Source organism: Streptomyces sp. NPDC047886, from assembly GCF_043204435.1.
Taxonomy (GTDB): domain Bacteria; phylum Actinomycetota; class Actinomycetes; order Streptomycetales; family Streptomycetaceae; genus Streptomyces.
The window spans coordinates 48825-68456 of the sequence record NZ_JBIDCF010000015.1; the positions used below are offsets into that span (position 1 = coordinate 48825).

Annotated in this window: 25 protein-coding genes and 1 pseudogene; 23 read left to right on the forward strand and 3 right to left on the reverse strand. The window is 71.4% G+C overall.

Features of this window, described 5'->3' with window-relative positions:
* Positions 1-9: 9 nt before the first annotated feature.
* From ACGF5U_RS30715 to ACGF5U_RS30725, 3 genes are all read left to right on the forward strand, one after another.
* Positions 10-426, forward strand: coding sequence for a conjugal transfer protein TraB (locus ACGF5U_RS30715; protein ID WP_392718044.1), 417 nt, complete (start codon positions 10-12; stop codon positions 424-426).
* An 83-nt stretch (positions 427-509) separates the two neighbouring features.
* Positions 510-2636: a chromosome segregation protein ParM gene (locus tag ACGF5U_RS30720; protein ID WP_392718042.1), complete on the forward strand. Its 2127-nt coding sequence runs from the start codon at positions 510-512 to the stop codon at positions 2634-2636.
* A gap of 80 nt (positions 2637-2716) precedes the next feature.
* On the forward strand, positions 2717-2905 hold the full coding sequence (locus ACGF5U_RS30725; protein ID WP_071908349.1) for a hypothetical protein: 189 nt from the start codon (positions 2717-2719) through the stop codon (positions 2903-2905).
* 1 nt (position 2906) lies between these two features.
* On the opposite strand, the gene ACGF5U_RS30730 is transcribed toward ACGF5U_RS30725, so the two are convergent.
* A complete protein-coding gene (locus tag ACGF5U_RS30730) occupies positions 2907-3068 on the reverse strand; it encodes a hypothetical protein (RefSeq protein WP_392718040.1) in 162 nt (53 codons plus the stop codon).
* A 221-nt stretch (positions 3069-3289) separates the two neighbouring features.
* On the opposite strand from ACGF5U_RS30730, the gene ACGF5U_RS30735 reads away from it, so the two are divergent.
* From ACGF5U_RS30735 to ACGF5U_RS30820, 18 genes are all read left to right on the forward strand, one after another.
* A complete protein-coding gene (locus ACGF5U_RS30735) occupies positions 3290-3784 on the forward strand; it encodes a hypothetical protein (protein WP_392718038.1) in 495 nt (164 codons plus the stop codon).
* A gap of 45 nt (positions 3785-3829) precedes the next feature.
* Positions 3830-4627: a hypothetical protein gene (locus tag ACGF5U_RS30740; RefSeq protein ID WP_392718036.1), complete on the forward strand. Its 798-nt coding sequence runs from the start codon at positions 3830-3832 to the stop codon at positions 4625-4627.
* Positions 4628-4650: 23 nt separating this feature from the next.
* A complete protein-coding gene (locus tag ACGF5U_RS30745) occupies positions 4651-4845 on the forward strand; it encodes a hypothetical protein (RefSeq protein ID WP_392718034.1) in 195 nt (64 codons plus the stop codon).
* Between the two features lie 540 nt (positions 4846-5385).
* Positions 5386-5811 carry an RRQRL motif-containing zinc-binding protein gene (locus tag ACGF5U_RS30750; RefSeq protein ID WP_392718032.1) on the forward strand — a complete coding sequence of 142 codons (426 nt, stop codon included), beginning with the start codon at positions 5386-5388 and terminating at the stop codon, positions 5809-5811.
* Positions 5812-5830: 19 nt separating this feature from the next.
* Complete coding sequence (locus tag ACGF5U_RS30755) at positions 5831-6010, forward strand: hypothetical protein (RefSeq protein ID WP_392718030.1); 180 nt, start codon at positions 5831-5833, stop codon at positions 6008-6010.
* A 109-nt stretch (positions 6011-6119) separates the two neighbouring features.
* Entirely contained in the window at positions 6120-6500 is a 381-nt protein-coding gene (locus ACGF5U_RS30760) for a hypothetical protein (RefSeq protein ID WP_392718028.1), read from the forward strand.
* A gap of 297 nt (positions 6501-6797) precedes the next feature.
* The gene (locus tag ACGF5U_RS30765; protein ID WP_392718026.1) at positions 6798-7595 is read left to right on the forward strand and encodes a hypothetical protein; all 798 of its coding nucleotides are present in this window, start codon (positions 6798-6800) and stop codon (positions 7593-7595) included.
* An 84-nt stretch (positions 7596-7679) separates the two neighbouring features.
* Positions 7680-8096 carry an NUDIX domain-containing protein gene (locus ACGF5U_RS30770; protein WP_392718024.1) on the forward strand — a complete coding sequence of 139 codons (417 nt, stop codon included), beginning with the start codon at positions 7680-7682 and terminating at the stop codon, positions 8094-8096.
* A 104-nt stretch (positions 8097-8200) separates the two neighbouring features.
* Entirely contained in the window at positions 8201-8497 is a 297-nt protein-coding gene (locus ACGF5U_RS30775) for a hypothetical protein (RefSeq protein ID WP_392718022.1), read from the forward strand.
* A gap of 89 nt (positions 8498-8586) precedes the next feature.
* Positions 8587-9267: a GGDEF domain-containing protein gene (locus ACGF5U_RS30780; RefSeq protein WP_392718020.1), complete on the forward strand. Its 681-nt coding sequence runs from the start codon at positions 8587-8589 to the stop codon at positions 9265-9267.
* Positions 9264-9722 (forward strand): hypothetical protein, encoded by a 459-nt coding sequence (locus ACGF5U_RS30785; protein WP_392718018.1) that lies wholly within the window; start codon positions 9264-9266, stop codon positions 9720-9722. Before ACGF5U_RS30780 ends, ACGF5U_RS30785 begins: the two co-directional genes overlap by 4 nt.
* The gene (locus ACGF5U_RS30790) at positions 9719-10279 is read left to right on the forward strand and encodes a WhiB family transcriptional regulator (protein WP_392718016.1); all 561 of its coding nucleotides are present in this window, start codon (positions 9719-9721) and stop codon (positions 10277-10279) included. Before ACGF5U_RS30785 ends, ACGF5U_RS30790 begins: the two co-directional genes overlap by 4 nt.
* Positions 10279-11121, forward strand: coding sequence for a histone-like nucleoid-structuring protein Lsr2 (locus ACGF5U_RS30795; RefSeq protein WP_392718014.1), 843 nt, complete (start codon positions 10279-10281; stop codon positions 11119-11121). Before ACGF5U_RS30790 ends, ACGF5U_RS30795 begins: the two co-directional genes overlap by 1 nt.
* A gap of 2 nt (positions 11122-11123) precedes the next feature.
* Positions 11124-11612: a hypothetical protein gene (locus tag ACGF5U_RS30800; protein WP_392718012.1), complete on the forward strand. Its 489-nt coding sequence runs from the start codon at positions 11124-11126 to the stop codon at positions 11610-11612.
* Between the two features lie 10 nt (positions 11613-11622).
* Positions 11623-12339, forward strand: coding sequence for a hypothetical protein (locus tag ACGF5U_RS30805; RefSeq protein WP_392718010.1), 717 nt, complete (start codon positions 11623-11625; stop codon positions 12337-12339).
* Between the two features lie 62 nt (positions 12340-12401).
* Positions 12402-12629, forward strand: a complete 228-nt coding sequence (locus ACGF5U_RS30810; RefSeq protein WP_392718008.1) for a hypothetical protein — start codon at positions 12402-12404, stop codon at positions 12627-12629.
* 1130 nt (positions 12630-13759) lie between these two features.
* Positions 13760-15007 carry a ParA family protein gene (locus tag ACGF5U_RS30815; RefSeq protein WP_392718005.1) on the forward strand — a complete coding sequence of 416 codons (1248 nt, stop codon included), beginning with the start codon at positions 13760-13762 and terminating at the stop codon, positions 15005-15007.
* Positions 15004-16194, forward strand: coding sequence for a ParB/RepB/Spo0J family partition protein (locus ACGF5U_RS30820; RefSeq protein WP_392718003.1), 1191 nt, complete (start codon positions 15004-15006; stop codon positions 16192-16194). The genes ACGF5U_RS30815 and ACGF5U_RS30820 overlap by 4 nt, the downstream gene beginning before the upstream one ends.
* A gap of 460 nt (positions 16195-16654) precedes the next feature.
* On the opposite strand, the gene ACGF5U_RS30825 is transcribed toward ACGF5U_RS30820, so the two are convergent.
* Together ACGF5U_RS30825 and ACGF5U_RS30830 are read right to left on the reverse strand one after the other, a co-directional pair.
* On the reverse strand, positions 16655-16975 hold the full coding sequence (locus tag ACGF5U_RS30825; RefSeq protein ID WP_392718001.1) for a MafI family immunity protein: 321 nt from the start codon (positions 16973-16975) through the stop codon (positions 16655-16657).
* A 31-nt stretch (positions 16976-17006) separates the two neighbouring features.
* Positions 17007-17209 (reverse strand): annotated as a pseudogene (locus ACGF5U_RS30830) (IS630 family transposase); the annotation flags it as partial.
* Between the two features lie 75 nt (positions 17210-17284).
* Between ACGF5U_RS30830 and ACGF5U_RS30835 the strand changes: the two are divergent.
* Complete coding sequence (locus tag ACGF5U_RS30835) at positions 17285-17578, forward strand: hypothetical protein (protein WP_392717999.1); 294 nt, start codon at positions 17285-17287, stop codon at positions 17576-17578.
* Between the two features lie 933 nt (positions 17579-18511).
* Positions 18512-19621, forward strand: a complete 1110-nt coding sequence (locus ACGF5U_RS30840) for a helix-turn-helix domain-containing protein (protein WP_392717997.1) — start codon at positions 18512-18514, stop codon at positions 19619-19621.
* The last annotated feature ends 11 nt before the right edge of the window (positions 19622-19632 follow it).

The window sequence follows — 19632 nt, forward strand, 5'->3', positions numbered from 1 at the left end:
AGATCCGCCGTGAGCGACCTCGCGCCCACCACCGGCGGCGGCGCTGCCGCCCGCACCGACGGCGACAACCGCTACAAGGCCGTCCAGCAGAAGCTCAAGACGCTGGGCACCGCGATGGACCTGGCCGGCAACGAGCTGGAGCAGCTGCTGCGCCGCATGCGGCAGAACGCCCAGCGCACGGAGGGCCTGGCCGTCGACATCGCCAACGCCGAACTCGACCGCAAGTTCATCGAGATGACCAACCAGGTGGCCGTCGCCCTGGGCGGCGCCGCCACCGAGGTCCAGAAGCTCCACGAGACGGCTCAGGAGGTGTCCGGCCTGGCCACGGACGCGCGGCGTACGCACGCGCGGCTGTACGAGGGCCTGGACACCGTCCGCTCCGGCCGCAGGGAGCGCACCCCGAAGCCGGGCTTCTTCGCCCACTGACCCCCGACACCGCCGAAACCCCTGATGGGCGGCCCGCCACCGACGGCGGGCCGCCCATCGCCAACTCCCGAAGGGAACACCCCGTGTCCGTGCCGCGCAGCGTCGCCCTGGAGCGCACCCTCTACACCCTGGCCGCCCCGGTCCTCGCCGCGGCCCCGAACCTCTACCCCGACAGCCCCGTCAACACCGTCGTGCAGCTGGCGGGCGCCGCCGGCGTCGGCGGCTGGTTCCTCGCCTACAAGAGCGACGAGACCGGCGCGGGCCGCAAGATCCTGCGCTGGTCGCCGCTCGTGGCCGCCGCCGCCATCGACGTCGCCGCCCGGAACACGATCGGCTGGGGTCCCTACTGCCTGGACGCCCTCCTGGCGGCCGGGTGGGCGGCAGCCGGCCTGCTCGTGATGCCGTTCTCCCGGCACACCCGCAGGGGCCACCGGCCCGCGCTCGCCGCTCCGGCCCCCACCCCGCAGCTCCAGCCCGCGGCGCCCGAGCCGTCCCCGGCGCAGCCGAACGACGGCGCCGACTCCTTCACCCGGCAGGTCCGCTGGCTGTGGGAGAACCGCGGCATGCCCGGCCGCACCATCGTCGTCAAGGCCACCCCGCACGACGGCATGCCCCACGACCTCACGCTGCTGCTGCGCGCCTCCGAGGCCGGCCGGGCCATCTCCGGCCTCAAGGAGGACGACATCGCCGCCGCGTTCAGCGTCGACGTCACCGACGTGACCATCAAGGAGATCGTCCGGCAGGCCGGGCGCGAGGGCGGCCCCGCCTGGCGGGAAGTCCACGTCACCCCCGACGCCAACGACCGGCGCCGCAAGACCCCCACCGCCCACGAGTGGTGGGCCGACCGGATCGCGAGCGGCCCGGTGCCCGGCTCGGAGTTCGTCAAGGAGGTCCGCGACCACGCCCGCCGGGTCACCCACTACATCGCCCAGGTCCCCGACGAGGCGGGCGAGCCGCGCGTCAACCAGCACGCCCTGGCGGCCGCGCTGAAGACCAAGTACGACGAAGGCCGGCTGTTCGTCACCATCGACGGCAACCAGATCCTGGTCTCCCTGTGGGACTCCAGCCCGCTGGCGCAGATCTTCCCCGCCACCCGCGAGCTGCTCACCCCGGACAAGGACGGCCGGTGGGTAACCGGCTTCCTCGGCAACGGCCAGCCCGCCCGCAACCGCGTCTACACCGACCGCGGCGCCGCCCACGGCCTGTTCGTCGCCCCGTCCGGCGGCGGCAAGACCCAGCTGATGGGCCTGCACGTCGCAGCCGACGCCCTGTTCGGCGCCGTGGTGTGGCTGGCGGCGGAAGCCCCTGACGAGAAGGCCGCCAAGCTGGGCGAGTACACCGACCGCTACGGCGTCGGCGCGCTCTACATGATCCGGCTCCTGCGGGCCCTGGACGCGCTGATGGAGATCCGCGGCGAGATGCCGTGGGAGGACGGACGCGTCTACGACTGGGACCCGAACCTGCCGGGCTGCCCCTACCGGATGCTGTCCGCCTACCTCGACGAGTTCCTCTCCGCCGCCCGCCACGGCGACTACGGCGCGGAGATCATGGACCTTGCCGAGAAGGTGTCGGTCAAGGGCCGCAAGTACGGCATCGGCATCAAGGTGGCCGGCCAGTCCATCTACGTGCAGGACGGCTTCACCCAGCTGCTGTGCGAGAACCTGCGCGAGAACTGCATCCCGGTCGTCCTGAAGGTCGCCCCCGGCAAGGTCGGCGCGATGTTCAAGGCCCTCGGGATCCCGTCCGAGAACACCCCCGACCCCCTCCCCCGCTCCTTCTCCCCCGAGGAGGCGGGCCGGATCGAGCGGGTGATGCGCGGCGAGCCCGAACCGCCCGCCAACTCCAACACCGGCGGCGCCGGCTGGATCGTCGAAGCCAAGCAGCCCGAGGTCCTGCGCACCTTGCTCATGGACTTCAAGAAGAGCCTCGACGACTACTTCCCCGACGTCATCGCCACCCTGACCGACTACGAGATCCGCGAGCTCGAAGCGCGGGACCTGTGGTTCGACTGGACCGAGCCGCCCCGGCCCGGCGAGTTCGGCGACAAGCCGGACGACGGCGAGGACGGCGAGGACGGCGAGGACGACGGTGCGCCCAAGAAGGGCGGCGGCGGCCCGCGCCGTGGCGGCGGGAAGTCCGCCGCGCGCCGCGACGCGGTCACCTCCCCCCGCCAGGCGCTGGAGGCCATCAAGAGCCTCACCGACGCCTGAACCACCCCGCCCATCACCCAGGGGCCGGCCCGCCCGAACGGCGGCCGGCCCCCCGTTCTTCACGAAGGAGTACACCCGCCGTGGCCCTGTCCATCTCCGCCGCCGCGCTGCTCGCCATCATCGTCGTCGTCCTGGTCAAGGGCGGACACGTCCGCTTCGGCCCTGCGCTGACCTGCACGCTGTTCGGCTTCACCCTCGCCGCCACCGGCCTGGCCCCGGCCATCAACACCGGCCTGGCCGGGATCGCCGGACTGCTCGCCAGCTTCTGACCTACGCCTCGGTCCACGGCGGGTCGGGCCTGTAGTTGAGCCCGTCGCAGAAGCGGCAGTCCCACTCCGAGGGGATCTCCCACTTGTCGACCCAGAAGCCGACCTGCCTGCCGATGAAGTAGTTGTCCCCGCCGCACCAACCGCAATCGAAGACGAACTCCACCCGAATCCCTCCACCGCGCCGCCGGATCGAGGATGCCCGGGGCGCCGGGCGGTGACTACCCACCCGCCAGCCACAAACCACCTGCTGCACAACGCCGAAGGGCGCCGCCGGACACCACTCCGGCGACGCCCTTCCCCGCTGCGCGCGACCACTCCCCCACGCCCTCCCCGCCACCACGGCCAGGAGGGCGCGCCCCTTTCCGCGTGATCGGAGACCCCCCGATGGACCCCCTGCACACCACCCAGTCCGGCCTGCCCGAGTCCGAAGCCGCCGCCGAAGCCCGCCGCCTGCTCGACGAGTGGGCGGGCAAGCCCGTACGGCAGCACCCCACCTCCTACCGCGACGACACCGTGCCGCCGGCCTTCGGCACCACCCCGCCCGTGCCGCAGCCCGACCAGCGGATCGTCCCGGCCTGGGCGGCCGGGATCGCCGTCGCGAGCATCGGCGTGGGCGCCGGGTCCGTCGGCCTCGGCTGCTGCGCCTGGCTCGTCCTGCAGGGCCTGGCCTCCGTCAGCCTCGCCGGGGTCCTCATGGTCACCCTGCCGTTCGCGGGCCTGGCCATGGCCGCCACTGCCGTCGGCGGCGCGATCAGCAAGGCCCGCGCGGCCGTCACCAAGAACGTCTACGAGGGCCCGGTCACCCACCACACCGAGATCCACAACAACAGCACCACCCGCGGCGCGTTCTTCGCCCGCACCCGCAACGAGATCCACTGACCCACCCACCACCACCCGACTTCCGGCAGAGGGAGCAGCCACGCCATGACCCACAACGACAAGCAGCCGATCAACGGTCAGGACAACCCGTCCTTCCTCGACCTGTTCAACCAGTTGCCGCCCGAGCCGCCGGCCCCCGAACTGGACGGCCAGCACGGCACCGGGCGGCTCGCGTGGCTGCGCGCCGCGTGGAAGGCGTCCTGGAAGGAGGGCGGCTTCCTCCACCAGCGGTGGGAGGAGGTCGGCCAGGCCCGGAACGTCAGCTGGTACGAGATCGCCACCTGGATCAAGGCCGCCCTCCTATTCGGTGGACTCAGCCTCATCGTGCTGATGCTGGACGCCGCCGGCGACATCACCTCCGCCGCGCTCAAGGGCCTGTCCGACGTCCCGGCCTCCGGCGCCGGAGACGGCAGCGGCCTGTGGGGCACGGTCGACCACCCGATCAGGGTGTTCCTCGCCGACCAGGCCGCGCACCTTCCCGTCGCCCCGGCCGCCCTGTACACGTTCTGGCAGCTGACCGGGCTGGTCGGCCTGGTCGGCGGGTTCCTCGGCAACGCCGGAGCCCGCATCGCCTGGGCGCTGTTCGGGACCGGCTCCCTCGCCATGATCTGGTCCGCCACCCCGGCCGGAGGCCGCGCCGCCGCCACCGGCCTCGCCGCCCTCATGTGGGCGCTCGCCAGCATGTTCGCCCTGCGCGGCCTGAGCCTGCGGCCGATCGTCCACAACCACCCGCCGCACTTTCAGCCCCAGTTCAGCCCCGCGCTGCACCTGCACGCCACCCTGCCCGCCCCCACCCCACCCGGCGACGACGCCCCCGACAACGTCCACCCGCTCCAGCGCTGAACCGAACCCCGGAGGGACATCCCATGCAGCTGAAGGACATCGCCACCTTCCATGGCCGCCACGAGCCGTACTTCTGGCTGTGCTCCTGCGGCGCCACAGGCTCGTTCCCGACCGAGGACGGCGTGTTCCCCAGCGCCTGGCGGCACACCCACCCCACCCGCCTCGACCGGCTGCGGCAGTGGACCACCCGCCGACTGCGCACCCGCCGCGCCCGCTGACCTGACGCCCCGCCTGGCCCTCGCCCACCCCACACGGGGCTGGGCGAGGACCGGACAGGCCGCCCGGCCGCACGCACCACCACGACACCCAGGAGAGAAGGAGACGCCGTCTTGGCGAAACCGCTGACCGTCATAGGAGTGCTCACCGAGCCCGCGGCCTCGACCTAGTGGAAAGCCACCCGCCACAAGGTCTTCGGCATCGGCGGGCTGCTGATCGGCTACCTGATCGGCACCCACCTGGCAGGCGCCCCCGAGCAGCAGCCGGCCCCGCCCCGGCCGGGCCACAGCACGCCCGCGCCCGGTGAGCACTCGACCCGCACAACCCACGGCCTCGCCTCATAACCCGCCCGCACCACCCGCCGCGCCCCGCCGACACCCGCACCACGTCGGCGGGGCGCAGCGCTGCCCGCCCGACGACTGGAGGAGACCGCTCGTGCTCATCCCCCGCCCGCGCCGACGGATCGGCCGGCCCTGCCCGCAGCGCCCCGGACCCCGCTACCCGCAGCGGCCCGCACGGCTGCCCGGTACCTGGAGCAGGTGATGGACGACCAGGACGAGGACTTGGTCGACGTCGACCCCTATGACCCCGGCGACGGCTCCATGCCGGTCTTCCGGTGGAAGCAGGCCGGACGCGCGAACCTCGCGACCCGCCGCCAGCTGCGGGAGATGGGACTCCGCCCCGGAGGAGCCGAGCCTGTCGCCCGGATCGAATGCCGCGGCGGGAAGCGGTGGGCGTGGCTGTACCGGATCGACCTGGCGAAGCCCAAGCTCCCGATGACCCTCGCCAAGGAAGCCGCGCTCGACGCGGCGATGGCTGCTCGCCAGACATGCGGCACCTGTGGTCGGCGCTACTTCCACTGCATCCCGCTGAAAACCCTGGGGTCCTGCTTGGAGTGCTACGACGGCACGCCCGCCGACCCAGCCTCCTACATCACTCCCCCGGCCAAGCACCTGCTTGCCGCCTGATCCGAGAGGACCAACGCCCATGAGTACCGCCACCCTCACCGCCTTCCACCTGGACCGCCTCACCATCCAGCGCTCCACCGAATGGATTGAGGGGGAGCTGCAGCGCGTGGCGGACGCGCAACTGGAATTCCTGACCGCCAAGCCGCGCACCTACAGCACCGGCACCGAGTTCACGATCCTGCGCTTCCCCAAGAGCTGACCGGACGCTCTCCGTACCGGCCCCGCCCGCCGCACGTCGGCGGCCGGGGCCGGGCGGTGTCCGTCCGGTCAGCCGAGACCGGACGACCGGCCCTCCCCCGGAGGTCACCGTGTCCCTCGCTCGCCGATCCCTCATGGAGGCCGCTGCTGCCCGCTTCGGCCGGCGCCGCACCTACGACACCACCACACAGGTCGACGCGCTGCTCACCGAGCAGACCGAGACCTCGTACACCGAGGCCGCCGACCACGCGCAGCTGGCGACCGCGAATAACGACGGCGTCCTCGCCGTGCAGCCCGGCGTCCTGGACGTCCGTGGCCGCGTCCTCGCCGACGTCCTCTACCTCGAGGGCGTCCTGACCGGCGCCCGCAACCGCGGCCTGCCCCCGGAGCTCATCGAGCGCCTGGAGGACGTCGTCGACCACGGCCACGAGCTGACCGTGCTGCTCGCGGACACCGCCCGCACCACCGCCACGCTCCACGCGGCCAGTTGAGCGCCCGGGGCGGCCGCAGGCGTCGGGCCCGGCCGCCCGGGAGCAGTCCCTCCCTCTCCCAGAGCACGTCCCGCTGCCCAGGGTGGAAGCCCAGAACGCCGGCCGTGACCGCGTGGTCCCGCTGCACATCGTGCGCGAGCACCACCAGCTGCTGCCCGACGTCGACCAGCTCCACCGCGAGGGCTTCGCTGGGTGCACCTGATCTCCGAACTCCTGGCCACGTCCGGCGCCCTGCGCCAGGACACCCGCCGCTGACCCGACCCACCTGCATGTCCTGACCCGACCTGGAGGAACCCCATGGCACGCAGCGTCCGGCCCGTCGTCCACTACATGGCGACCAGGCCCGACGGCACCGTCCCGCCCACCGACAACCACCTCGCCCGCTACTACAGCGGCCTGGGCGAGACCATCCCGACCGTGAACCTCGCCGGCCACATCGGCCAGGTCATCGACCACCCGAGCCCCGGCCAGAAGTGGTACACGGACAAGCCGTTCTCGTACTTCCACATGTACACCCGGCCCGGCGAGATCCTGGAACGCATCGAGGAGGGCTGGCCGGTGCGGCTGTTCGTCGTGGAGCCGCTCGGTGAGACCGGCAACTGGGGCGGCCACTACTACCCGTACTGGCTGATGTCCCAGCAGATCTGCGTCGTCGAGGAGACCGAGGCGTGGCGGGCGTTCGGGCACCGCGGCGCGCAGACCCTGGCCGCCATCGCCCAGCTGCCCGACCTCGCCAGGCAGTGGGCCGAAGAGTGGGCCGCCGATCCCAAGGACACGCGCCGCACCTACGCCGCGTGGAACGAGCGGGTGGACGACACCCACGCCCTGGACTGGTGGGCGCACTACCGGGCGCAGTACTCCCGACGTGAGGCCGGCCTCAAGGCGGCCGACCAGCTCGCCGACACCGCTGCCGCCCAGGCCGCGACCGACGCCGGTGCCGCCCCCGAGGCACTGGCCGCGATCCGCCTACGGGCCCGCTGCCTGGTCGCCGGTCAGCTCATGTTCGACCGGATCCGCACCGGCGAGTACGAGCAGTCGATCCGCGGCCTGCTGCTCGGTGCCGGACTCGACACCCCGGCCGCCGTCCCGGCCTGACCAACCCCTTCGACGTTCTCCGCGCCGTCCCGGCCACCGGCCGGGGCGGCTTCCTTCATCCTCTTCGAGCCCAGGAGACATCTGGTGATCACCGACACCACCGACGAGACGATCCGCTACACCGCCGACGTGGTCCTGTTCGCCGCCGGGCACGTCCTGCTGATCGAGCGGGGCTGGGACCCGTTCAAGAGCCGCTGGGCGCTGCCGGGTGGGCACGTGGACAAGGGGGAGAGCAGCCTGGCCGCCGGGTCGCGTGAGCTGGAGGAGGAGACCGGCATCACCGTCCCGGCCGCCGACCTCCGGCAGGTGGGTGCCTTCGACGCCGTCGGCCGTGACCCGCGCGGCCGGTACGTCAGCGTCGCCTACACGGCCACCCTGCCCGCCCTGGTCGAGCCGACGGCCGGGGACGACGCCACCGCCGCCCGCTGGTGGCCCCTGGACGCCCTGCCCGACCTCGCGTTCGACCACGCCGAGATCGTGGCGGCGGCCGCGAACCGCTGATCCCTCCCGCGCGAGCGCGGCGTTCCTCCGTGCCGCCCCGGCCCTCACCGGCCGGGGCGGTCGCGGTGTTCCGCCACGACCAGCGACAGAAAGGAGAGGGCGTCATGCCGCTTCGCTACTTCGAGGTTGACGTCCCGACCAAGCACAACGACCAGCCGGGGCAGCGCATCCACATCTTCGTCGGCCTGGCCGACGACCCCCTCGCTGCCCGCAACGCCGCGCACGACGCGTACGACAAGGCGCGCCTGTTGCACCAGGCCGGACAGGAGATCCCGCACGAGTTCGACAGCGGTTGGGGTGCCCGGGGGCTGCGGCCCGACTGGGACCTCGACTGGAACAAGGCGACGGCCGCTCCCTGGGTGAACCCCCACGGCCTGTTCGGCACGCGCCGCACGTTCTGAATCCGCCCCGGGACGGCCGCCAAAGGCCGGAAAACCAGTCGGCCGCCCCGGGCCACCCATCCCGTACAAGACGAGAGGGAGAGACCAGTATGGCCTCCACCGTGCGCGTACAGGCCCCGTTGGGGCAACGCGCTCTGTTCATCACCACGCTCGCCGTGCCGCTGACCGGCTGGACCGTGCACGCGCTCGCGCTGCACCGCAAGCTGTCCGCCGCCCGCCGCGACCCGCTGACGGGTCTGCTCGGACGCGACGGCTTCACCGCCAAGGCCCGGCAGATCACCGACCGGTACGGCGACGCCGCCCTGGTCGTCCTGGTGGACCTGGACCACTTCAAGCAGATCAACGACGGACCCGGCGGGCACTCCGCCGGCGACCGCGTCCTGGCGGCCACCGCGACCCGGCTCACCGCCTGGGCGGGCAGCCGCGGTGCGGTTGGCCGACTCGGAGGGGACGAGTTCGCCGTCGCGGTCCGGATCGGGCCCGGCCGCCGCGAGCTCCGTCTCGCCCAGCTCACGCAGCTGCTCGCGCAGCCTGTGGAGGTCGAGGACGGCGTCCTGGTCGACGTCGCCGCGTCGGTGGGCGCGGCCTCCCCCGACGTCCTCGGTACGACGGACCTGGGTCTGCTTCAGCGGGCCGCCGACGCCGCGATGTACGCGGGCAAGCACACCGGCCGCGCGGTCCTGGCCGGACCGCAGCACGCCACGGTGCCGTCCATCAACGGCCGCCGCGCCGGGCGGCCGGGCACCAGCATCCTGGGGCGGGCGGCATGAGCGAGACCCCCACCACCGACCCGGGCACCTGGATCCGGGGCATCACGATCCGCCAGCCCTGGACGACCTGCATCCTCGCCGGGAAGGACGTGGAGAACAGGCCGGCCTCCTGGTCCTGGCGCGGCCTGGTGCTGCTGCACGCCGGGCAGGCCACCGAGCGGGCCCCGATGCGTGACCCGCTGGTCGCCACCGCGATCCGCGGCGGCGCCCTGCCCACCCGGGCCGTCATCGGCGTCGCCCGCCTCACCGACTGCCACCAGGACGCCGCCGGCACCGCCCCCTGCTCGAAGTGGGCGCAGACCGACGCGTTCCACCTGGTCCTCGCCGACGTCCAGGAGCTCGCGCTTCCCATCCCGTGGCTGCGCGGACAACTCGGGCCGTGGCGCCCGCCGCAGGACCTCGTGGACCAGGTCCTCCTCCAGCTCCCCCACCTCGCTCCGGAGGCCACCTCATGAGCGGCAACCGCACCGGCGTCCCGCAGCCGCCGACGTTCATCGCGGCCGACGACCGGATCCCCTTCCCCGACACCGACCAGGCCCTGCGCTGCTGTACGAGCCCGGACCTGTTCGCGATCGAGGACATCCACAACACCGACAAGGACCCCCGCGCCCGCGAGAAGGCGCTCGCCCAGGCCAAGCACGCCTGCTCCGGCTGCCCGATCGTCAAGGACTGCCTGAAGTGGGCGCTGGCCAACCCCAGCCTGACGAAGACCGGCGTGTGGGCGGCGACCACCAAGCGCGACCGCACGCAGCTGCGCAAGCAGCTCGTGGCGCGGCTCGGAGAGGACTGGGTCGGCGTGGTCACCGAACAGGACCGCCTCCGCAGGGAGCGGCAGCGCGCGGCGCGAGTCGTGCCGCCGACCGCCCACGAACTCGCCCTCGCCCGCCTGGAGCTGGAAGCCATCCCCACCCGGCCCGCGCCGTACAACCGCTGGAAGCAGCCGATCACCCCCGCACAGGCGGCGTCCAACCTGCGCGTGCTGGCCCTGGTCGCCAGCGGCAAGGCCGCGTGATGTTCACCGACTGGACCGAGGCCCTCGAAGCCGAGTCGCTGCCCCTGAACCCGAACCCGGCGCAGCAGCTCGCCGCCGCGGCCCGGGTCACCGCCCGCCGCTCCCGCGACAAGGACGACCTCGGGTTGCTCCTGGACGTCCTCGGGCTGCCCACCGACACCGACACCCTCACCGCCCTGCTCCCCCTCATCCCGGAAACCGGAGACGCACCCACCATGACGAACACCCCCGCCGCCCCGGCCCTCTCCGCGCACGAGGCCATGGCGATCTCCATGCACAACAACGGCGACAGCGAGCAAGCCATCCGCGAGGCCACCGGCCTGAGCGAGACCGAGCTCAGCGACCTCATCGCCGACCAGGTCCTCGGACTGCCCCACGCGGCCACCGACGCCCCGGCCATTGACGTCCCCGTCATCGCGCTGCCCGTCTCCAACGAGGTCCAGAAGCTGCTCGACTGGGCGGCCGCACACCCGGCCGCCGGAGTCCGTAGCCGCGCCGCCCGCATCACCGCCGACCTCTCCGAGCTAACCGAGCGCCGCGACAGCGAGGCCGCCCAGCGCGAGGCCGAAGCGAAGGTCGCCAAGGCCCGCGCCGCACTGGAGAAGGCGCAGGAGGAACTGCGCACCGTCAAGGCCAGCACCCGCACCACCACGGCCGCCGCCACCGCGCCCACCCCGATCCGGGCGGGCCTGGGCAGCGGCCGCACCCGCGAGGAGCTCGCCGCCATCAGGACGTGGGCGCGCGCCAACGGCCACCAGGTCGCCGACGCGGGCATGGTGCCCAAGCGGATCCTCGAGGCGTACGACGCCGCGCACCAGGCGCCGGTCCGGAAGGCCGGCTGACCGTGGCCGACGACGCGATAGCCCTGGACGGCTTCCTGGACGAGGAGACCGTGCCCGGCGACCTGCACGGGTCGACGGCGCGGTTCCGTCTCACCGTCTCCCCCACGGACGAGCGCACGGACGAGATGATCCTGCCCTGCAGCGTCACCGACCCGGCGCTGGCGCACGGGGTCATCCACGACCTAGTCCCCGGCGACAAGCTCCGCGTCACCGGCTACCTCCGGCTGCCCCGCACGTCGGACGAGCCGATGTGGCTGGCCGTCACCACGCTCGCCGTGCTGGAGACCGCGCCGGAGCTGTCCGACCCGGCCGCCGTCGCCACGGCCGTCATCGAGCGGTACGGCCCGTACGTCTGCTGGTTCGACGCCGACACCACCGACGGGGAGGTGTTCACCGAGGGCGGCACATGGGTCGGCACCGCACCCGAGCCGAACGACCTGGGCGAACTGCTCGAAGCCTTCGAGCACCGCCAGGCCGCCGGCGGCGAGTAGCGGAGCCGCCGTGTCCATCCGTCCCGAGAACCTGCACCGCTACCCGCGCGACTGGAACGAGATCAGCGCGCGCATCCGGTTCGAGCGGGCCCGCGGCCGCTGCGAGTGCACGGGCCACTGCGGCCTGACGCACCCCGGCGGCCGCTGCCCCGCCGTCCACGAGGAGATCCACCCCGACGCCGGGTTCGTGGTCGGTCTCACCACCGCCCACCTCAACCACACCCCCGAAGACGTGCGAGACGAGAACCTTCTCGCCGCCTGCCAGCTCTGCCATCTGCGGATCGACCACGGGCACCACCGGGTCACCCGCTCGATCACCCTCGCCGCCCGCGCGGCCGCCGCCGGACAGCTCGGACTCCTCCCCGAGACCGCGCTCGTCCGCACCGAGCCGCCAACCCCGCCGCGCCCCACCCGGGGCCGCGCCACCGCGGCCGCGCTCCACCAGCTGCCTTTCCCCGAACCCGACCAGGAGAAGAAGCCCATGGCCCGCATCAGCGTGAAGATCACCCCGCTCCACCCCGACGGCTCCGAATGCACCCACGCGGTCCGTCCCTCCGGCAAGCCCCGCGACGCCGACTCCGGCTGCACCGGCCGCCGCAACTACGCCGTGGTGTGCAGCTCCTGCGGCCGGGTCGGCGAGCCGCACGGCCTGCGCGTCCTCGCCGAACCGGCGCAGAGCGCGCACCGCGACAGCCACAAGGCCGCGCTCACCCCGGCCACCCGCTGACCCCACCCGCCCGGCCGCCGGGACCACCACGGTCCTGGCGGCCCCGTCGAATGTGAGGGCCGATGCCCACCACCGTCTTCGACCAGTTCACCCGCCGCACCGCCGAAGTCACCACCCAGCTCACCACCCTGGGCATCCCGCTCACCGCGCCAGCCCTGCCGCCCGCCGACCCGGACACCGCCGACCCGTGGGCCAGCAGCCGACCCATCCCGGTCGACCGCTCCACCCTCGCCTGGTGCACCGCCGTCACGATGCTCGCCGACCACTACGACACCAGCATCGACCGCTAGGTCCTCGCCGCCGACGCCCTGCTGCGCGAACTCGGAGTCCGCGGCCTCGCCCGGCTCCACTCCGACCTCCACCACGACGCCCCCGTCGACTACCGCTTCACCCGCTGCCCGTACCGCTCCGGCATTGGCGAGGACCCCACCCGCCCGACCTGCGGCGAACTCGGCTGCGCGCCGTGGCACGAGTTGGACGGCCACGAGCACCTATGCCCGGTCTGCCACGGCGACGACTACCAGCCCCAGGGGTTCGCCGAAGCGCAGATGACCAAGCTGGAGGAACTGCTCGCCGACGCCATCGAGGGGAACGAAGCGCGCGCCTCCCTCCGGTACCGGATCCGGACGTGGCTGCGCCACCAGAGGTCGCGCTCGTGACGGCCCGCTTCCGCTGCTGCGTACACGACACCGGTCGCCGGCACCCCGGCGACCAGAGAGTGGTCGCATAGTTCACCGCCATGCTCGGCGTCCGACAGAGGCCAGCCCGCTGGACCGGCCAGAGCGACGCTGCCGTACGGATCGGCGAGCGCGGCCTGGAGCGTGGACGGCCGCTCCCCGAGCAGCAGACGGCCGCCGGCCTCGTCGCCCTGGCCCTCATCCACCCCGATTCGGAGACCCGCCCTCACCACCACGTTGCACTGCGCCCGGTCCCCAATCCACGCCGGACGAGAACTTCCCCCGGCATCGAACTGAGACCCTGACCACGAAGCGGCCCCCGCCGTCCGGACCTCCATCCGGGCGATGGGGGCCGCTTTTTTGCGTTTCAGGAGCAGTCAGCTCCGTCAGGGCTCCCCACGCGCGGCGCGTCCCCAACGTCCTCCAGCCGCCCGCTCCATGGGTTCTTAGTCCAGAACTCCTTGCCCAAGCCCTCCCCAAGCGCGGCCACGACATCGCCCCCATGTCCACCTCCCCCGCGTACCGAACAAGGCGTTCTGTGGTTGCGGCATCAGCGACATCGACCTATCACGCCGTGATAGGTCCCTCCGTATCCCGGGCACCTGCTGCGCCGCTCTCAGTGCGTTCGACGACCACAGGGCTGGCTGGGGTTATCACGGCGTGATAGTCCCCGTGTCGAACAATCAAGCTAGCTAACGTGTCATTGGGGCTCTTTCGCGCTCGCGTTAGTAGAGTGACGGACTATGACGTCACCTGACACCAGGAGCGACCGGGAGAAGGTCGTCTCCAAGCTGCCCGCCTGGCTCCGCCAGGAGCTCAAGATCCGCGCCGTCCAACACCGCATCGACATGCAGGACGCAGTCGAAGCCGGTATCACGGCATGGCGCGGCCTCGGCTCCAACCTCTCCCCCATCGACACCTCCGGCGCGGAGTCCTTCGCCACCTTCCTGCCCGAAGAGCTGTGGGCGGGCTTCCGTGCCGACTGCAAGAACCGCGGCGTTTCCCTTATCCAGGGGCTGGCCCAGTCCGTACAGGTCTGGCTCGACAGCCACCCAGCACCGGCGGTCAGGCGCCCAGCAATCACGCGCCGCATCGTCGTGTGCAACCAGAAGGGCGGCGTCGGCAAGACGGCCATCACCGCCGGCACCGGCGAGGCGCTCGCCGAGGACCCCACAATCCTGGTGCCCGTCCGTATCTCCAAGCACTTCGCCGCCATGCTCGATGAAAAACTGGCCGCGAGCGACCCCCTGACGCTGGAGGACCTTCCAGGACTCGGCCAGCGTGTTCTGCTCGTCGACTTCGACCCGCAAGGGCACCTCACCAAGCAGCTTGGGCACGAGCCGCTCTCCATGGACGGTGACTCCCTCACCAATCACATGGCCGGGGATGGCAAGGGCGACCTGCGCGACCTCATCGTGCCCATCGCCGACGAGCGCTTCGGAGGCCGGCTGTCCCTGCTGCCCGCGTGCGCCGACGCCTTCCTCCTCGACGTGCGTCTCGCCTCGGTCCGTGCCCGGGAAGCGGCCCTTGAGCGAGCGCTCTCCCCCGTTGAAGGCGACTACGACGTCATCCTCATCGACTGCCCCCCAAGCCTCGGCCTCAGCATGGACGCCGCCTCCTACTACGGACGTCGCCGCCCCGACGAGGTCCCGGGCAACTCCGGCGTCCTGATCGTCGTCCAGGCCGAGGACAGCAGCGCCGACGCCTACGGACTCCTCACCTCCCAGATCGAAGACATGCGCAACGACCTCGCTCTCGACATCGATTACCTCGGCTTGGTCGTGAACCACTACGACGCCCGCCGAGGCTTCATCGCCACCTCCTCCCTGCAGTCCTGGATGGACATAAAGGACCCCCGCGTGGTGGGCGTCATCGGAGACCTGAAGGAGCAGAAAGAAGCCGTGCGCGCGAAACTGCCCCTCCTCGCCTACGCGCCCCGATGTGAGCAGTCCGTCGCCCTTCGCGCCCTCGCCCGGGAGATCAGCAAGTGAGCAAGGCCAAGAACCTCGGTGCCGGCGCATCCTTCGCCCAAGCACGCCCCATCAGCGCCCGTCGAGCCGCCATCGGAGCCGCGACGGCAGCCCCCACGGCCGGCGTGCCAGACCCGACCGAACTGCCTCCGGAACTGATCAGCCAGAACCCTGACAACCCCCGCGAAGAACTCCTCAACCTCGAGGGACTGGCTGACAGCATCCGGGAGATCGGCCTCATCAACGCCATCACAGTTGCCTCTGTCGACGCTTACCTGAGAGAGAGGCCGGACCGAGCCGACCACCTGGACGAGGGCGCCCGCTACATCGTCATCGACGGGCACCGACGGCTGGAGGCCGCTCGTCGTGCCGGAGCAAGCACCGTCAAGGTGAGCGTCGACAACGCTCTGGTCGCCACCGATGAGTCGCTGCTCGAGGCCGCGTTCGTCGCCAACGTCCACCGTGACAACATGAACCCGGTCGAAGAGGCTCACGCCCTTCGCAAGCTGGTTGATTTCTACGGCTCGCAGAACAAGGCGGCCAAGCGACTCGGCATCGCGCAGTCCACCATCTCCTCTAAGCTCTCGATCCTTGACCTGGACCCGAAGCTCCAAGCTGACCTTCTGGCTGGCCGCCGGAAGATCGAGCATGTGCGGAACCTCTCAAAACTGTCCCCTGCAGAGCAGCACAGGGAGGCCGAAGCTCGAGCTGCCGCAGCGGCCGACCGTAGAAGGGACAGGCCGTCGGACCTATCACGCCGTGATAGGTCCGAGACGCAGACATCACCCCGGGAGCAGCAGGCGCCCGCCCCCGCCCCCGCCCCCGCAAGCGCCCAAGGCGGCTATGAGTCAGAGCCATCACGCCGTGATGACCCTGAGGCCCAGACGCCGACGTCGCAGTCGCAGGGGCTCGCCACTATCACCCCCCAGAACTCGGACCAGGGGGACCTATCACGCCGTGATAACCCCGCATCCGAAACGGAGCTGCGGCCCGACGAGGTGCCCTCTCCCCGAGAGCCCGAGCCGTCGCGCTCCAGCGGCGTCCCTGACCGTCCTCCCATCCTGGCCGGCAAGCAGATGCCGTGGCACGACGGCGAAGAGGTGGCAAGCATCGTGTTGGAGAAGATGCAGCCGCCGCAGTTGGAACGCCTTCTGCAGCGACTCGTTGAGGCGCAGCAGTCCGCCTGGTCCTCCACCACACAGGCCTGACCCGGTTCCTGCACGGCGGCTACTGCCCAAGCGGGGCCGCGACTTCATGCGCCTCCGGGAAGCAGAAGAAGGACAGCCCGCGACCGTCATGAATGGGCGCGGGCTGGATCCGTACGGCGCCGCCCACCGCAACGTACCCGTCCCTGCTTTCGATGGCCGGGTGGCCGTCGGGGCTGGCGCTTGAGCGGAGGCCGTGCCGCAGTTGACGATCGGCTCAGCGTTGGGTGGCGTTTGTCTCAGCCGTAGCTCTGGACCGCCTCGCTGGCTGGTCCCAGCTCCACTCTTTCCGGCGCGTGCGACGACGGCGGACGCCGCGATGACGACATCCTCTGTCAGCGCCTCCACGTTGCCCTGAGTGCGCAGGGCGTGAGCGTTCGGGGAGTCCGGCCCGCCAGCCGACGCTTGAGACGTGTGTGGGGTCAGGCCTAGTGCTGTGACCGCATAGGATCGCCGGGTTCGGTCAGACCTGCTCGGAGGCGGCTGCGAGGTGGCGGCGGCAAAGGTAGGCCGCCGTGAGGCGGGGCTTGTGCAGCGCCTCGCTGTAGAGCCGCATCTCACGGGCTGCTCGGTCCAGGTGCTGCCAGAACGCGAGCGGCAGGTCGAGGTCGTCACCGAGATCAACGAGGCAGTCGAAGGCGACTCCCAGCTCGTTGTGCTCCAGAAACTCAAGCGTCGCTGAGAGATCGATGTCGGGCAGGCCCGCCAAGTGGGCCCGAGCAGTATCGAGGTGGCTTCGGGTCCGGTTCCAGCTGGCCTGAAGCGCCTCACGATCAACGGTCATGGTGCCAGTGTCGCTGGTGTGGTCGGTGCGGTCACGCGACTTTCGCGAGCCGTCCGCCCCAGCGCAGCCCCTTCTCGCTGCGGACGCGGGCGCGCTCGCGGCGCTGGGCGGCGAGGACGTCGGGGTGGCGGGTGTTGGCGTTGCGTCAGCGCAGGTAGGCGTGCAGGCGCGGGTCTGGGCGGTGTGGTTGCGGTGGTTCGAGTTGGCGATGGTGAACTGACGCAGCCATCCGAAGTCCAAAGTCCGCCGCCGCGACACCACCGAAGCGATCGTCCGCGCCGTTACCGGCAAGACGGCCGGCTGCGCCCGGTGGGCCGTACGACGTCGCTGACTCCGGACGCCGCTTGCCTGCTCGGCGGCCACCTCGCGGCCGTCGACCCCGACCATCTCTGGACCGGCGTACGGTTCACCGCTACCTGGGGCCGCCGGGAGCCTCTGGACCTGATCCTGGTCGTTCCGGACTTGGCTGTGGAGGTCAGCGCGGGCACAGCCATTGACCGAGGCGCGTGGAGACCCCCGCCGCGCTTCGTGCGGCCGCGTCTGGACGTCACCGTGGCCGGCGTGTCGATGTTCGGGGAAGGCGGGCAGCCCGCCAGCGGCTGACGCAGACCACCGAGGCCCGCGGGGCCGAGCTCCGCGGCGTGGCCATCTCTGGTGGGGTGGCGGGGGATGGCGGGTGCTGGCGCTGGGCACGGCCGATGGAACGCCTGTCGGCGGCGTGCCGGGGCTGCGGGTGGGATTGCATGTGGGATTGCACCTGATAGAGACCTAGTCGCGACATTTCGGGCCTTCGGCGATCGCTTCGTTTCGCCATTGGATCGCTTCTGCATCTCCGTGGGCGATACGTGTCCGAGGTCTGGGCTCTGAGGGGTCGCGCGAGGGGAACAGGGGTTTGCGTGGCCGCATGGGCGCATGCGGCCATAACGCAGAGTACGCGTGGCGCTGCGGAGCGGTGGCGAGCTAGGGTCGGCGCTCGCCGGTGTACGCCGGAACGACAAGGACCCTGGCGGGGGCGTCCAAACCACAGCCAGGGCCTTGTTTCAGCAACCGCGATCCCGATCGCACCGAACGTGAACCACGTATGGAAAGGGGCTACTTCATGCCCAACGACCGCAATCGCCCCCGGCGCCCGTTATGGGGGCCGGAACCAGGTGCCGACGCTATCATGGCCCCGTTTTCGCCAGGGGAAACGCGCAGAGGCGATGACTTGACAGTCACGGCACGGGGAACTGCGTTCATTGCACTGCCAGTGTTGCCGATCGTGCTCATCACCGGAGTCCGCGACCCAGTCGTTCTGGCAGCTTTGGCCATCACTCTGTCGGTCCTCGCTGCCGGGACCCGCCTCGTTTACAAGCGAGTTCGCTGCCTCTGAAATCCGTCGCCCCCCAATGCCCCGTTCTTCCCTTGGGAGAGACGGCCGGCGCCGGGCGCGGTGTTCAGCCGCTGCCCGCCGGGTGGTTTCTCCGCCCGGCGGGCCATCCGCGACCGCTTCGTACCTTCGAAACTCCTCCGCGTTCCCCTGAAAGAGGCACCCGCATGCCCTCCGGCATCCCGCGGCAGCAGACCAGGCAGTGTTCCAACTGCGGCAAAGAGTACAAACATACCGTCAGGCCCGGTCGACCCAAAGCCTTCTGTTCCACCGCCTGCAAAGCCGCCGCTCGCGGTTCCTCCACCGAACCGCCAGATCACACCCAGCACGACGAAGACCTCCGCGCGACCACCGAAGACCTCCACCTGGCCGTCACGACCTTGCTGACCACCGTCCAGGACGGCGGCACCTCGGCCAACCTCATGCGCCAGGTCACCGATCTGCAGCGGCTCCTGCAAAACGTCGAAGCAGCCGTCGTCGGCCGAGGCCGCGCCCGCGGAGACTCATGGGACGACATCTGCCGCTCCACCGGCCGAGGAACCGAACGGATGCGCAAGAAGTGGACGCAGGACGCCATCACCCGCCGCCTCGACCTCGTCCGCGCGACTCGCGCCACCGGCTCCGTCCCGGCACCGGACAGCTCCAACGGCTCCCACGACCAGCGGGCCGGCACTCCTTGCACGGCCACAACTGATCCCGCCGACGGTGCAGCCCGGCCACCCAGCCAGACACCCGCTCAACAGCTCGCGGCCGCCATGTCCTTCCTGCAGCGCGCCACCAGGAAGTCCATCAAGGAAACCGCCCTCGACATGGGCGTCTCACCCTCCCACGTCTCCCGGATCCTCTCCGGCACACGCCGCCCCTCCTGGCCCGTGGTTCAACGATTCGCAGCCGCCTGCCACGCCAGCCACCACGAACTCCGGGATCTGTGGGAGGCCGCGCAACGACCACCCGCCCCAGACACCCCCGCCCGCGAACCCGCCCCCCTGGACCCCGCGAAAGCGAAAGAGAAGTTCCACACCTCCCTGCGTGCGCTCTACCTGGCCGCCGGCCGCCCCGACCTCTGGACCATCCAGCACGCCACCAGCCCCCGAACGCATCTGCCCATCCGGAAGATCAGCCGCGCACTCAGCGGCGGCGACATCCCCGACTGGGACACCGCAGCCCGCATCATCCTCGCCCTCCACGGCCGTCCCGCCGAACTCCGCCCGCTGTGGCAAGCCGCAACCACACCACCACGCGACACCCGCCTCCACCGCCCCGATACCTCCAGCTGACCACCCCACCG

Coding starts and splice junctions, on each gene's coding strand:
- ACGF5U_RS30765 (WP_392718026.1), top strand. CDS start 6,798: ATGGCACGCAGCGTCCGGCCCGTCGTCCACTACATGGCGACCAGGCCC.
- ACGF5U_RS30825 (WP_392718001.1), bottom strand. CDS start 16,975: ATGACCGTTGATCGTGAGGCGCTTCAGGCCAGCTGGAACCGGACCCGA.
- ACGF5U_RS30810 (WP_392718008.1), top strand. CDS start 12,402: ATGCCCACCACCGTCTTCGACCAGTTCACCCGCCGCACCGCCGAAGTC.
- ACGF5U_RS30745 (WP_392718034.1), top strand. CDS start 4,651: ATGCAGCTGAAGGACATCGCCACCTTCCATGGCCGCCACGAGCCGTAC.
- ACGF5U_RS30785 (WP_392718018.1), top strand. CDS start 9,264: ATGAGCGAGACCCCCACCACCGACCCGGGCACCTGGATCCGGGGCATC.
- ACGF5U_RS30740 (WP_392718036.1), top strand. CDS start 3,830: ATGACCCACAACGACAAGCAGCCGATCAACGGTCAGGACAACCCGTCC.
- ACGF5U_RS30775 (WP_392718022.1), top strand. CDS start 8,201: ATGCCGCTTCGCTACTTCGAGGTTGACGTCCCGACCAAGCACAACGAC.
- ACGF5U_RS30795 (WP_392718014.1), top strand. CDS start 10,279: ATGTTCACCGACTGGACCGAGGCCCTCGAAGCCGAGTCGCTGCCCCTG.
- ACGF5U_RS30755 (WP_392718030.1), top strand. CDS start 5,831: ATGAGTACCGCCACCCTCACCGCCTTCCACCTGGACCGCCTCACCATC.
- ACGF5U_RS30780 (WP_392718020.1), top strand. CDS start 8,587: ATGGCCTCCACCGTGCGCGTACAGGCCCCGTTGGGGCAACGCGCTCTG.
- ACGF5U_RS30735 (WP_392718038.1), top strand. CDS start 3,290: ATGGACCCCCTGCACACCACCCAGTCCGGCCTGCCCGAGTCCGAAGCC.
- ACGF5U_RS30790 (WP_392718016.1), top strand. CDS start 9,719: ATGAGCGGCAACCGCACCGGCGTCCCGCAGCCGCCGACGTTCATCGCG.
- ACGF5U_RS30750 (WP_392718032.1), top strand. CDS start 5,386: ATGGACGACCAGGACGAGGACTTGGTCGACGTCGACCCCTATGACCCC.
- ACGF5U_RS30815 (WP_392718005.1), top strand. CDS start 13,760: ATGACGTCACCTGACACCAGGAGCGACCGGGAGAAGGTCGTCTCCAAG.
- ACGF5U_RS30840 (WP_392717997.1), top strand. CDS start 18,512: ATGCCCTCCGGCATCCCGCGGCAGCAGACCAGGCAGTGTTCCAACTGC.